This is a genomic window from Microbulbifer sp. ABF4_143, from assembly GCF_056160225.1.
Map to the genome: position 1 here is coordinate 222,860 of NZ_JBSWWT010000003.1, position 12,022 is coordinate 234,881.

Sequence of the window (12,022 nt, forward strand, 5' to 3'; positions counted from 1 at the left end):
TCGCAGTCCTTTTCGCAGGAATCTTGCTGTCCGGCGCCGCTGTAGCGCAGACCAAGGTGGCGGTATTCAACCTGCAGGCTGCCATCATGAGCACCGAGGCCGCCAAGTCCAAAGTCAATGCGCTGAAAACCAGCTCCGAATACTCCAAGCTGCAGAGCAGCGCCGAGTCCATCCGCGCCGAGGTGCAGAAGCTGGCGGAAGACGCACAGAAAAACGGCGTCACCTGGTCCGATGAGCAGAAGGCGGAGCACCAGCGCAAGATGAATTTCAAGCGCTCTGACTTTGAAACCACAGTGAAGAAACTGCGCGCGATGGAGGCACAGGTCGGCCAGGAGATCCAGAAAACCATGGCGCCCAAGGCCAAGACCGCCCTGGAGGCGATCATCAAAGAGCAGAAGCTCGACCTGGTTCTGGACTCCAACAGCGCCTACTACGCCGGTCCGAACACTGACCTGACCGCCGCCGTGGTCAAGCGCATGAACGCCGACAAGTAACGCCGTCGACCGTTAATGACAGACAAACCGACGCTTGCCCAACTGGCACAACAGCTGGGCGCCGAGCTGCGCCTTGCGCCCGGAGCCGATCCCGAACAGTTGGTTTCCGGGCTCAATACGTTGCAGGACGCAGACTCCGGCCAGGTATCCTTCCTGGCCAGTGCCAACTACCGCCGTTTCCTCGCCAGTACGCGCGCCTGCGCGGTGCTGCTCAGCGACGATGTCGCCGGCGAGTGCCCGGTGTCGGTGCTGGTCGTGGAAAACCCTTATCACGCCTTCGCCCGCGCCACTGCGCTTTTCGACATGGCGCCGCAGCCGGGCCCGGGGATCCATCCGGCCGCAACGGTGCACCCCGACGCCGAGGTGGACGCCTCGGCCAGCATCGCCGCCGGCGCGGTGATCGAGGCTTTCGCGCGTATCGGCGCCGGGGTCCGCATCGGTGCCAATTGCGTGGTCGGCGAGGGCAGCGAGATAGGCGCCGGCAGCCGCCTGTACCCGGGCGCCATCGTGTATCACGGCTGTAGTATCGGCCGCGACTGTATCATTCACAGCCAGGCGGTGATCGGCGCGGACGGTTTCGGATTCGCGCCCCACCGGCGCCAGTGGACCAAGATCCACCAGCTCGGCGGTGTCGAGATAGGCGACGAGGTGGAGATCGGGGCCTGCTCCTGCATCGACCGCGGTGCGCTGGGCAATACTGTGATTGGCCGCGGGGTCAAGATCGACAACCAGGTGCAAATCGCGCACAATGTGCGCATTGGTGACTACTCGGCCATGGCCGCCTGTTCGGCGGTGGCCGGCAGCGCCGTTATCGGCAAGCACTGCACCTTGGCCGGCGGCGCCGGCGTAGTGGGGCATGTGACGGTGGCGGATGGCAGTCACATTACCGCGCGGACACTGGTGACCAAGTCCATTGACAGCGCCGGCTCCTATTCCAGCGGCACCCCTTTTTCCGACAGCCGCAGCTGGCGCCGCAACGCGGTGCGTTACGGTCAGCTGGAGCAGATGGCGCGCCGCCTGAAGGAGCTGGAGAAGCAACTGGATGCACTGGCGCACCGGGGCGGGGCGGAAGATTAACCGACGTTTAGTCGCTCATATTGGATTTATTTTTTTTCGGGGCTTAGGCGCGCAGCTGTGCGCTTACGCCCCGAAGTGGTTTCTGGGGATATTTTAAATGATGGACGTACGCGAAATTCGCCAATATCTGCCGCACCGCTATCCGTTCCTGCTGGTGGATCGCGTTGTTGAGCTGGAAGAGGGGAAATATATCAAGGGCTACAAGAATATCTCCGTCAACGAGGAGGTGTTCAACGGCCACTTTCCCGAGGTGCCGATTTTTCCCGGCGTCATGATCGTGGAGGCGCTGGCGCAGGTTTCCGGTATCCTCGGCTTCAAGACCCTGGGGCAGAAACCCGAGGACGGCTACCTGTACCTTTTTGGCGGCATCGACAATGTGCGCTTCAAGCGCCAAGTGGTGCCGGGCGACCGCCTGCAGCTGGAGTCCGAGGTGGTGTCCGAGCGTCGCGGTATCTGGAAGTTCGCCTGTAAGGCCAGTGTGGACGGCGAGCTCGCCACTTCCGCCGACGTGCTCTGCGCGGTTAAGAAAGTTTGATCGGTTGCCGCGGCGACTCCCGGGTCGGAATACGCGCGGTAACTCTGTGACCAATTCGGTTCAACTATTTTTGATTCGAGTTTAAAGTACCCGGACCTTCCAGCTTCCGAGGAGTAGGGCGCAGAATGCAGACGAATATCCACCCCACCGCCATTGTCGACAAATCGGCAGTTATCGGGTCCGGGGTGAGTATCGGGCCCTATTCGGTGGTGGGGCCGGGTGTCGAGATAGGTGACGGCTGCGAAATCGCTTCCCATGTGGTGTTGAGCGGCCCCACCAAACTCGGCAAGAACAACCGCATCTACCAGTTCTCCTCGGTCGGTCAGGATACTCCGGACAAGAAGTATCGCGGCGAGGACACTACCCTGGTGGTGGGCGACAACAACGTGATCCGCGAAGGGGTCACCATCCACCGCGGCACGGTGCAGGATCGCGGCGAAACCACCATCGGCAATGACAACCTGATCATGGCCTATGCCCACGTCGGCCACGACAGCGTCATCTGCAACAACACCATCCTGGTCAACAACGTGGCCCTGGCCGGCCATGTGGTTGTACGGGACTGGGCGATCCTCAGCGGCTTCAGTCTGGTGCATCAGTATTGCACCATCGGCGAACACGCCTTTACCGGCATGGGCGCCGCCATCGGCAAGGACGTGCCCGCCTACGTGATGGTCGCGGGCAATCCGGCCGAGGCGAAAACCATCAACGCCGAGGGGCTGCGCCGGCGCGGTTTCTCACGGGACGAAATCGCGCTGATCAACAAGGCCTACAAGATCGTCTACCGTCGCGGCCTCACCATGCAGGAAGCGCTGGAGGCGCTGACCGAACTGCGCGAGCAGTCACCGGTGATACAGCCCTGGATCGACTCCCTGCAGTCCTCGACGCGCGGCATAGTGCGCTGATCCGAACGAAAAAACTTTGCGAATGCGGCCCCCTCCCGCGGGTGGGGGCCGGGCAGGGCGCGCCGAAGTGGCGCCCAGAAGAGGACACTACCGCGTGATATCACGGGAAAAACCACTGCGTATCGGAATCGTCGCCGGTGAGGCTTCCGGCGATATCCTCGGCGCCGGCCTGACTGCGGCGCTGCAAAAGCGCTGTCCGCAGCTGCAGGTTGAGGGTATTGCCGGCCCGCGCATGCTGGCTCTGGGGGCCGAGTCCCTGTTTCCGATGGAGCGGCTGTCGGTCATGGGCTTGGTGGAGCCGCTCAAGCGCCTGCCGGAGCTGCTGGGTATCCGCCGGACACTGCGCCAGCACTTTAGCGATAATCCCCCCGACCTCTTTATCGGCATAGACTCGCCGGACTTCAATCTCGGCCTGGAGGAATCCCTGAAGGAGCAGGGGATCGCGACGATGCACTACGTCAGCCCGTCCGTCTGGGCCTGGCGCCGCGGGCGCATCAAGAAAATCGCCCGCGCGGTGGATCATATGCTGACACTTCTGCCCTTCGAAGCGAGCTTCTACCGCGAACACCAGGTACCGGTCACCTTTGTCGGCCACCCGCTGGCGGATGAGATTCCGCTGCAGGTGGATATGGCCGAGGCGCGCCGCGAGCTGGGCTTCGCGCAGCACGACCGCGTGATTGCGCTGCTGCCCGGCAGCCGCGGCGGTGAGGTGAAAATGCTGGGGCCCCTGTTCCTGCAGACTGCGCGCTGGTGCCACCAGCGGCGCCCGGAACTCAAGTTTGTCTTGCCGGCGGCCAATGCGCAGCGGCTCGCGGAGCTGAGAAGCCAGCTCGAGCGGTTTCCGGAGCTGCCGGTGACACTGCTCGACGGCGACTCCCACCGGGCCCTGGCCGCCGCCGACAATGTGCTGATCGCCTCGGGTACTGCGACGCTGGAAGCGATGCTGTTGAAAAAGCCGATGGTGGTCGCCTACAAGATGGCGGCACTCTCCTACGCGATTTTCTCCCGTATGCTGCACACCACCTGGGTATCCCTGCCGAACCTGTTGGCGCAGCGGGAGCTGGTGCCGGAAATCCTGCAGAACGACGCCACGCCGGAAAACCTCGGCGCGGCACTGCTGCAGTTCTTCGATGACCCGCTGCTGTGCGACCAGCTACAGCGCGAATTCGATGATATCCACCAGCAGCTGCGCAGGAATGCCTCTGAGCGGGCCGCCGATGCGGTGTGCAAATTGGTGGAGGCCCGCTGAGTATGAAAAAAGCGTTGCCGCCCTATGTCTGCCCCTATGGCGGCGATCTGCTCGCCGGTGTCGACGAGGTGGGGCGCGGCCCGCTGGCCGGTGACGTGGTCGCCGCCGCGGTGATTCTCGATCCGTCGCGGCCGCTCGAGGGGTTGGCGGACTCGAAAAAGCTGAGTGAGAAAAAGCGCGATCTGCTGTTCGATCTGATACGCGAGCGGGCCCTGAGCTTCGCGGTGGCGCGCGCGACGGTGGAGGAGTTAGACCGGTTGAACATACTGCAGGCGAGCCTGCTGGCCATGCGCCGCGCGGTGGAGCAGCTGTCGGTTCAGCCGGAATTCGTGCTGGTGGACGGCAACAAAAAACCGGACTGGCGCTATCCCTGCGATACGGTGGTCAAGGGGGACGGCCGCGTGGAGGCCATAGCCGCGGCCTCGATACTGGCCAAGGTCACCCGCGACCGGGAGATGGTGGCGCTGGATCAAAAATATCCGGGCTACGGTCTGGCCGGCCACAAGGGGTACCCGACCAAAGCCCATCTGCAGGCGCTGGAGCGGTTGGGCCCCAGCCCGATCCACCGGCGGAGTTTCGCGCCGGTGAAACAGTTGGCGATGGATTTCGCCTGACGGCGGGGTTATCGATCGATCTTCTTGACCCGCGCGCGGGTAATCATCTTGTCTGAGACTTCCTCTATCTCCACCAGGTAGTTCAGGATATAGAAACTGATATTGCCGTCCGGAATGCTCTCCAGGTGCTCCATCGCCAGGCCGTTGAAGGTCTTGGGGCCGTCGGTGGGCAGCTCCCAGTGCAGGGTGCGGTTGATATCGCGAATCGAGGTGCCGCCCTCGATCCTGTACCAGCCGTCTTCCAGGGCGACAATCTCCTCCTCCTCACTGGGCACCGGGCTGGCGGTGAAATCGCCGACGATCTCCTCCAGCAGGTCCTCCAGGGTCACGATGCCCATCACCTCGCCGTACTCGTCCACCACCAGGCCCATGCGGCGCTTTTTCTTCTGGAAATTCATCAGCAGGGTCGGCAGCGGGGTCGCCTCGGGGACGAAGTAGGGCTCGTCGGTGTAGGACTTGAGGCGCTCCGCGCTGAATTCCTCCGGGCCGTCGCGCAGTATCTGCGCGGCGCGGCGCAGGTGCAGTATGCCCACCACGCGGTTGATATCGCCCTCGTAGACCGGCAGGCGGGTGTAGCTGCTCTCCGCCAGTTGTTGCAGTATCTGGTCGCCGCTGTTTTCCAGGTCCACGCCCACCACCTCGTTGCGCGGGATCATAATGTCCTCCACCGTGGCCTGGTCCAAATCCAGCACGTTCAGCAGCATGCCCTTGTGCTTGCTCGGCAGCAGGGCCCCGGATTCGAACACCACGGTGCGCAGTTCCTCCGGCGCCAGATGCTCGGTTTGCGCGCCGGCGGTGGCCTCCACGCCCACCAGGCGCGCCAGGCCGTTGGAGATGCTGCTCACCAGCCACACAACCGGCGCCAGCAGCCACTGCAGCGGTCGCAGTATCAAAGAGGCGGGGAAGGCGATCTTTTCCGGGTGCAGTGCGGCGATGGTCTTGGGCGTGACCTCGGCGAAGATCAGGATCACGATGGTCAGCACCGCGGTGGCGTAGAAGACGCCGGCGTCGCCGTACAGTTTTGTGAACACCACGCCGGCGATCACCGAGGCGAGAATATTGACCAGATTGTTGCCGATCAGGATAACGCCGATCAGCTTGTCGGGGCGCGACAGCAGCTCCACAGCCCGCTTGGCCCCGCGATGACCGCTCTTGGCCTGGTGGCGCAGGCGATAGCGATTGAGCGCCATCATGCTGGTTTCGGAGCTGGAGAAGAAGGCGGATATGACAATCAGCAGAGCCAGGATGCCAAACAGCAGACCGAGGGGTATCTCGTTCAAGGGAGAACTCTTTTTATTGCGAAGCGGGGATATTGAAACAGAATTTCAGTCCCCGCAAGTTTTCGGCGCTGATCGGCGCTTATCGGTTCAGAATCACTTCCAGCGCCAGCTTGCTGCCGAAGTAGGCCAGCATCAGCGCGGCGAAGGCCGTCAGTGTCCAGCGCACCGCGGTATTGCCGCGCCAGCCCAGTTTCCAGTGCCCCCACAGCAGGATGCTGTACAGCAGCCACGCGAGTATCGACAGCGAGGTCTTGTGTACCAGGTGCTGGGCGAACAGGTTGTCCAGAAACAGGAACCCGGTCAGCAGTGACGCGGTGAGCATCAGCTGGCCAAAGGTGATCAGGCCGAACAGCAGGGATTCCATACTCTGCAGCGGGGGCAGGAGACGGCTGATACCCCCGGGTCTGTGGTTGTGTAGCTGCTGGTTCAGATAGTAGAGGTAGATGGCCTGCAGTGTGGCCAGGGTCAGCAGCGAGTAGGCGGTGATAGACAGCAGCGCGTGAACGGCGATGCCGGTGGACAGCTGCTGGCGCGGCGCCACACCGCCCCAGGAGTGTACGGCGGCCAGTTCGGCCAGCGCGCCCACCGGCGCCAGTATCAGGATCAGCAGCGTCAGTGGGCGCCCGGCGGCCAGAATCAGCAATAGTAGGTTCACCGTCCAGGCGATCAAAGACAGCATCGCCAGCAGGTCGAAACGGTAGCCCGCCGGTGAAAACAGGGTGTTGGCCAGGGAGATGCCGTGGGCCAGCAGGGCGATCGCCAACAGGCCGAGCAGCAGCCTGTTGTCGGGCTGGCGCCCGCGGGCGAGGGCCAGGGCGGCCACCGCCGTTGTGGCCAGATAGAGCGCGATTGCCGTCCAGTGGGCGAATACCGCCATCGATAGTTCCGTGTCTCTGTTGGGTAAGCGTTGCGATAGGGCGGCAGTGTGTCATAGAGCGTCTTTGCAGGAAAGTGCGCCCGGGGCGGGAAAGGGCGCCTGTGCTGGAAAGGCCGCCTGCGCTATACTCCGGCGCCTTATAGATGGTAGGGGCCCGGGGCCGGCCCGCGCCTTTTCGCGCGGCGCTTACCCGGTCCGGGTGTCCGCAAGCAGAGAGATCGAGACGTATCTATGTTCGACAACCTGAGCGACCGCTTATCGGCGGCGTTGAAGAAGGTCACCGGTAAAGCGCGCCTGACGGATGACAATATCCGCGACACGCTGCGCGAGGTGCGCAAGGCGCTGCTGGAGGCGGACGTCGCGCTGCCGGTGGTGAAGGCATTTGTACAGCAGGTTCGCACGGCGGCGGTTGGGCAGAAGGTCAGCAAGGCGCTGAACCCGGGCCAGCAGTTCGTCAAGATAGTGCAGGACGAGCTGGTCAAGGTCATGGGCGAGGCGGCGCAGCCGCTGAACCTGGCAGTGCAGCCGCCGGCGGTCATCCTGATGGCGGGCCTGCAGGGCGCCGGTAAGACCACCAGCGTGGCCAAGCTGGCCAAGTATCTGCAGACCCGCGAAAAGAAAAAGGTCATGGTGGTCAGTGCGGACGTCTACCGCCCCGCGGCCATCAAACAGCTGGAGACCCTCGCCGGCGAGGTGGGTGCGCTCTTCTACCCCTCCACTGCGGAGCAGAAGCCGCTGGATATCGCCCGGGGCGCGGTGGACGCGGCGCGCAAGCAGTTTGCCGACGTGCTGATCGTGGACACCGCCGGCCGCCTGCATATCGACGAGCAGCTGATGGACGAGATTCGCGAGCTGCACGGCGCGCTGAACCCGGCGGAAACCCTGTTCGTGATCGACGCCATGATCGGTCAGGATGCGGTCAACACCGCCAGCGCCTTCAATGATGCGCTGCCGCTGACCGGTGTGATACTGACCAAGGCGGACGGCGACGCCCGCGGCGGTGCGGCCCTGTCTGTGCGCCATGTGACCGGCAAGCCGATCAAGTTTATCGGCGTCGGTGAGAAGACAGACGCGCTGGAGACCTTCCATCCGGACCGTATCGCTTCGCGCATTCTCGGTATGGGCGACATCCTGTCGCTGATCGAGGAGGCGGAACAGAAGATCGACAAGGCCAAGGCCGAGAAGCTGGTCAAGAAGGTGCAGAAGGGCAAGGGCTTCGATCTCGAGGACCTGCGCGACCAGCTGCAGCAGATGCAGAATATGGGCGGCTTCGGTTCCCTGCTGGAGAAGATGCCGGGTATGGGCGGGCTGGCCCAGGCGGCGCAGCAGGTGGATATGGGTAAGGAGTTCAAGCGTATGGACGCGATCATCGGCTCCATGACCCCGGCCGAGCGCCGGAACCCCGATATCCTCAACGGCTCCCGCAAGCGCCGCATTACCGCCGGTTCCGGCACTCAGATCCAGGACCTGAACCGCCTGCTCAAGCAGCACAAGCAGATGGGCAAGATGATGAAGAAGCTCAAGGGCAACGGCATGAGCAAGCTGATGCGCGGTATGGGCGGTATGCCGGGTCTCGGCGGCGGTATGGGCGGCATGGGCGGCATGGGTGGTATGCCCGGAGGCCTGCCCCCCGGCTTCCGCAAGAAGTAGCCGGGGTTCCGCGGCGGGCCGCAGGCCCGCCTTGGCTCTGTGGCGACCCCGCTGCGGTTATTTTTAACCCGGTCCCGGGTCCCGCCACAGACGCTATACAAACCCCGGCGCGTCCATTAGAATACGCCGCCTTTCAGCCGGCCAGCTCGCCGGCTCCCGGTTTTTTGTTCGGCCGCCCGGGGCGGTCGAAATGTGTTGAAACTACAGGAAAGCTACATGGTAACCATTCGTTTGGCTCGTGGCGGTGCTAAGAAGCGCCCGTTTTATCACCTGACTGTGACCGACAGCCGCAAATCCCGCGACGGTCGTTTCATTGAGCGCGTTGGCTTCTTCAACCCGGTTGCGCGCGGCCAGGAAGAGCGCCTGCGTATCGACCGTGAGCGCGTCGAGTACTGGGTAGGCCAGGGCGCGCAGGTTTCCGACCGCGTCAGCAAGCTGCTGAAAGAATCCGCTTAAGTCAAACCGAGAGGTGGCTGCGCCCGTGGCACTAGACCTTGACAGCGGCGGATCCAAGTCCGGTGAGCTGGTCACTGTCGGGCGCATAACCGCGGTCTACGGTGTCCGCGGCTGGGTCAAGGTGCACTCCTATACCGAGCCGATGGACAATATCCTCCAGTTCAGCGACTGGTGGCTGCGCAAGCCGGGTGGCTGGGAGCCCCTGCAGGTTGACGGCGGCAGGCGCCACGGCAAGGGCCTGATCGTCCACATCAAGGGCGTGGATGACCGGGACGCCGCGGCGCGCTTCTGTCAGCGGGATATCGCCGTCAGCCGGGATCTGATGCCGGCGCTGGAGGCGGGCGAGTATTACTGGCACCAGCTCGAAGGGCTGCGCGTGATCAGCCGTTTCGGCGGTGGCGAGCACGATTTCGGCACCGTGGTCCGCCTGATGGAGACCGGTGCCAACGATGTGCTGGTGGTGCGCGGCGGCGCGGACAGGCGCGAGCGTCTGATCCCGTATCTGCCCGGCGACTTTATTACCGATATCGACCTGGACGCCGGTGTCATCACCGTCGACTGGGATCCGGAATTTTAGTGGTGGCCGCCAAGCGTATTGCGCTGGTCAGCATCTTTCCGGAGATGTTCGCCGCGCTGACCGACTACGGTATCAGCGGGCGGGCCGTCAAGGATGGCTTGCTGGAAGTGCGCTGCTGGAATCCCCGGGATTTCACCAGCGACCGCCACCGCACTGTGGACGATCGCCCCTACGGCGGTGGTCCGGGCATGGTGATGCTGGCGGAACCGCTGTACCAGGCGCTGACTGAGGCCCGCGCCTGGGCGCAAGAGGGCGGCGCAACGGCACGCAGTATCTACCTCTCGCCCCAGGGGCGGCAGCTGGATCAGGGTGGTGTCGAGGAGCTGGCCGAGGCGGGCAACCTGGTGTTGCTGGCGGGCCGTTACGAAGGTATCGACGAGCGTATCGTCGAGATGCTGATCGACGAAGAGTGGTCCATCGGCGACTATGTGTTAAGTGGCGGCGAGTTGGCCGCCATGGTGCTGGTGGACGCGGTCACGCGGCTGATCCCCGGTGCCCTGGGGCACGATCAGTCGGCGGTGGAGGACTCCTTCGCCCAGGGGCTGCTGGACTGCCCCCACTACACCCGCCCGGAAGAATTTCGGGGCAGGGTGGTGCCGGAAGTGCTGCTGTCCGGCAACCACGAGAGAATTCGCCGTTGGCGCCTGAAGCAGGCGCTGGCGCGGACGCAGCAGCGCCGGCCCGACCTGCTGGAAAAGCTGGCGCTGGATAAAGAACAGAAGCTGCTGCTGGAGGAAATCGAGCGGGAGCGGACGTCCGAAGAAACTTGATATCGAATTCGCCGGGAGGCGTGAGTAATTCGGTGAACTAGCTGAGAAGCTACACAATTTATTTGGGAGTATTCCAAATGACCAACAAAATCATTCAGCAGCTGGAACAGGAACAGCTGAAAAGCGAAGTTCCGGCCTTTGCTCCGGGCGACACCGTCGTCGTTCAGGTAAAGGTAAAGGAAGGTAACCGCGAGCGTCTGCAGGCGTTTGAAGGCGTGGTGATCGGCAAGCGCAACCGCGGTCTGAACTCCTCGTTCACCGTGCGCAAGATTTCCCACGGTGTCGGCGTTGAGCGCACCTTCCAGACTCACAGCCCGCTGGTTGACAGCATCAAGGTCAAGCGCCGCGGTGACGTGCGCCAGGCCAAGCTGTACTACCTGCGCAGCCTGACTGGTAAGGCGGCGCGTATTAAAGAGAAGCTCAACTAAGTTTTTCTTTGATCGCGTTGGAAAAGCCGGAGCAGAAATGCTCCGGCTTTTTTTGTGTCCGGCTTTCCGGGCACCGGGGCGATATGCAGGCCTGCACGGCGCTGCTTCCATGGGGCGGGAGACGGTGCATGGTCCCGGCGGGCAGGATATGGTAAAACGCGCCACAAGAACCATTTGTCGCCACCAGGTGCCATAATGGCTGGAACCCGGATACGGTATACCAGTCGAAACCAGTGAAGAATTTAAGGAGCTCTCGGGAATGACGCTATTCAACAAGTCGCTGATGTTGGTCGGCGCACTGCTCACCCTGCTCGGGGCCGCCGCCCAGGCGGAAGTCGATGCGGAAGTCGCCAAGGCCATCAAGGCGCGCCTCGAGGCCGGTAACCCCAAAGCCTCCTACGGCGAAGTGCGCGAGAGCCCGATCAGAGGTCTGTACGAAGTGGAAGTGGATGGCGGTGCCAATACGCTGTTCGTCTCCGAGGACGGAAGCCACTTTATTTTCGGCGACCTGTATCAGGTCAAGGCCGGCGGCGGCCTGGCGAACCTCTCCGAGCAGCGCCGCGCGACTCAGCGGGCCAGGGTCATGGCCGGGGTGGATATCGACGACATGATCGTCTTCTCCCCCAAGGGCGAGAAGAAAGCCCATATCTACGTCTTCACCGATGTGGACTGCGGCTACTGCCGCAAGCTGCACAACGATGTGCCGGAATTGAACAAGCGCGGTATCGAGGTGCGCTACCTGGCCTTCCCCCGCACCGGCCTGAACTCCCTGGGCTATCGCAAGATCGCCACCGCCTGGTGCGCGGAGGACCGCAACAAGACCCTGACCGCACTGAAAAACCGCGAGAATGTGCCGCTCAACGTGTGCAAGAACAACCCGGTGGCGGAGCAGTACAAGCTGGGCAACGATGTGATCGATGTGCGCGGCACGCCCACCATCGTGATGCAGGACGGCAGCGTCGTGCCCGGCTACCTGCCGCCGGAAACCATGGTCAAGGCCCTAGGGAACCTCTGAATAATTCCGCGATACCTCTGGCTTGCAGAGCGGTTCACAATCAAGGCGCGGCTTCGCAGGAATGTCTAGACCTTTCAAGAAGCCGCAACGCAGAG

Annotated in this window: 14 protein-coding genes; 12 read left to right on the forward strand and 2 right to left on the reverse strand. The window is 63.1% G+C overall.

What is annotated here, in order from left to right:
- The first annotated feature begins 23 nt into the window (after nt 1–23).
- The 6 genes from ACXAF3_RS04005 (at nt 24) to rnhB (ending at nt 4,874) form a co-directional block, all read left to right on the forward strand.
- A complete protein-coding gene (locus tag ACXAF3_RS04005; protein WP_475110996.1) occupies nt 24–494 on the forward strand; it encodes an OmpH/Skp family outer membrane protein in 471 nt (156 codons plus the stop codon).
- A 15-nt stretch (nt 495–509) separates the two neighbouring features.
- Nucleotides 510–1,571 (forward strand): UDP-3-O-(3-hydroxymyristoyl)glucosamine N-acyltransferase, encoded by a 1,062-nt coding sequence (gene lpxD, locus ACXAF3_RS04010; protein ID WP_475110997.1) that lies wholly within the window; start codon nt 510–512, stop codon nt 1,569–1,571.
- A 97-nt stretch (nt 1,572–1,668) separates the two neighbouring features.
- Complete coding sequence (gene fabZ / locus ACXAF3_RS04015) at nt 1,669–2,106, forward strand: 3-hydroxyacyl-ACP dehydratase FabZ (RefSeq protein WP_475110998.1); 438 nt, start codon at nt 1,669–1,671, stop codon at nt 2,104–2,106.
- A 125-nt stretch (nt 2,107–2,231) separates the two neighbouring features.
- The gene (gene lpxA, locus ACXAF3_RS04020) at nt 2,232–3,011 is read left to right on the forward strand and encodes an acyl-ACP--UDP-N-acetylglucosamine O-acyltransferase (RefSeq protein WP_475110999.1); all 780 of its coding nucleotides are present in this window, start codon (nt 2,232–2,234) and stop codon (nt 3,009–3,011) included.
- 67 nt (nt 3,012–3,078) lie between these two features.
- Nucleotides 3,079–4,260, forward strand: a complete 1,182-nt coding sequence (gene lpxB / locus ACXAF3_RS04025) for a lipid-A-disaccharide synthase (RefSeq protein WP_475111000.1) — start codon at nt 3,079–3,081, stop codon at nt 4,258–4,260.
- A 2-nt stretch (nt 4,261–4,262) separates the two neighbouring features.
- On the forward strand, nt 4,263–4,874 hold the full coding sequence (rnhB, locus tag ACXAF3_RS04030) for a ribonuclease HII (RefSeq protein ID WP_475111001.1): 612 nt from the start codon (nt 4,263–4,265) through the stop codon (nt 4,872–4,874).
- 8 nt (nt 4,875–4,882) lie between these two features.
- On the opposite strand, the gene ACXAF3_RS04035 is transcribed toward rnhB, so the two are convergent.
- Nucleotides 4,883–6,154, reverse strand: coding sequence for an HlyC/CorC family transporter (locus tag ACXAF3_RS04035; protein WP_475111002.1), 1,272 nt, complete (start codon nt 6,152–6,154; stop codon nt 4,883–4,885).
- 79 nt (nt 6,155–6,233) lie between these two features.
- Entirely contained in the window at nt 6,234–7,031 is a 798-nt protein-coding gene (locus tag ACXAF3_RS04040) for a cytochrome C assembly family protein (RefSeq protein ID WP_475111004.1), read from the reverse strand.
- Nucleotides 7,032–7,262: 231 nt separating this feature from the next.
- Here ACXAF3_RS04040 and ffh point away from each other — a divergent pair, with 231 nt between their 5' ends.
- The 6 genes from ffh to ACXAF3_RS04070 all read left to right on the forward strand — a co-directional run bounded on the left by ffh (nt 7,263) and on the right by ACXAF3_RS04070 (nt 11,927).
- Nucleotides 7,263–8,681, forward strand: coding sequence for a signal recognition particle protein (ffh, locus tag ACXAF3_RS04045; RefSeq protein ID WP_475111005.1), 1,419 nt, complete (start codon nt 7,263–7,265; stop codon nt 8,679–8,681).
- A gap of 216 nt (nt 8,682–8,897) precedes the next feature.
- Nucleotides 8,898–9,137, forward strand: a complete 240-nt coding sequence (gene rpsP / locus ACXAF3_RS04050) for a 30S ribosomal protein S16 (protein WP_091506882.1) — start codon at nt 8,898–8,900, stop codon at nt 9,135–9,137.
- 25 nt (nt 9,138–9,162) lie between these two features.
- Nucleotides 9,163–9,714 (forward strand): ribosome maturation factor RimM, encoded by a 552-nt coding sequence (rimM, locus tag ACXAF3_RS04055; protein WP_475111006.1) that lies wholly within the window; start codon nt 9,163–9,165, stop codon nt 9,712–9,714.
- 2 nt (nt 9,715–9,716) lie between these two features.
- Nucleotides 9,717–10,484: a tRNA (guanosine(37)-N1)-methyltransferase TrmD gene (gene trmD / locus ACXAF3_RS04060; RefSeq protein WP_475111007.1), complete on the forward strand. Its 768-nt coding sequence runs from the start codon at nt 9,717–9,719 to the stop codon at nt 10,482–10,484.
- Between the two features lie 77 nt (nt 10,485–10,561).
- Nucleotides 10,562–10,912, forward strand: a complete 351-nt coding sequence (gene rplS / locus ACXAF3_RS04065; RefSeq protein WP_475111008.1) for a 50S ribosomal protein L19 — start codon at nt 10,562–10,564, stop codon at nt 10,910–10,912.
- 259 nt (nt 10,913–11,171) lie between these two features.
- Nucleotides 11,172–11,927, forward strand: coding sequence for a DsbC family protein (locus ACXAF3_RS04070; RefSeq protein WP_475111009.1), 756 nt, complete (start codon nt 11,172–11,174; stop codon nt 11,925–11,927).
- Nucleotides 11,928–12,022 lie beyond the last annotated feature (95 nt).

Bases quoted from the DNA above. Each gene is read 5' to 3' on its own strand.
- ffh (WP_475111005.1), top strand. From the start codon at position 7,263: ATGTTCGACAACCTGAGCGACCGCTTATCGGCGGCGTTGAAGAAGGTC.
- ACXAF3_RS04040 (WP_475111004.1), bottom strand. From the start codon at position 7,031: ATGGCGGTATTCGCCCACTGGACGGCAATCGCGCTCTATCTGGCCACA.
- rnhB (WP_475111001.1), top strand. From the start codon at position 4,263: ATGAAAAAAGCGTTGCCGCCCTATGTCTGCCCCTATGGCGGCGATCTG.
- rpsP (WP_091506882.1), top strand. From the start codon at position 8,898: ATGGTAACCATTCGTTTGGCTCGTGGCGGTGCTAAGAAGCGCCCGTTT.
- fabZ (WP_475110998.1), top strand. From the start codon at position 1,669: ATGATGGACGTACGCGAAATTCGCCAATATCTGCCGCACCGCTATCCG.
- lpxA (WP_475110999.1), top strand. From the start codon at position 2,232: ATGCAGACGAATATCCACCCCACCGCCATTGTCGACAAATCGGCAGTT.
- lpxD (WP_475110997.1), top strand. From the start codon at position 510: ATGACAGACAAACCGACGCTTGCCCAACTGGCACAACAGCTGGGCGCC.
- ACXAF3_RS04070 (WP_475111009.1), top strand. From the start codon at position 11,172: ATGACGCTATTCAACAAGTCGCTGATGTTGGTCGGCGCACTGCTCACC.
- rplS (WP_475111008.1), top strand. From the start codon at position 10,562: ATGACCAACAAAATCATTCAGCAGCTGGAACAGGAACAGCTGAAAAGC.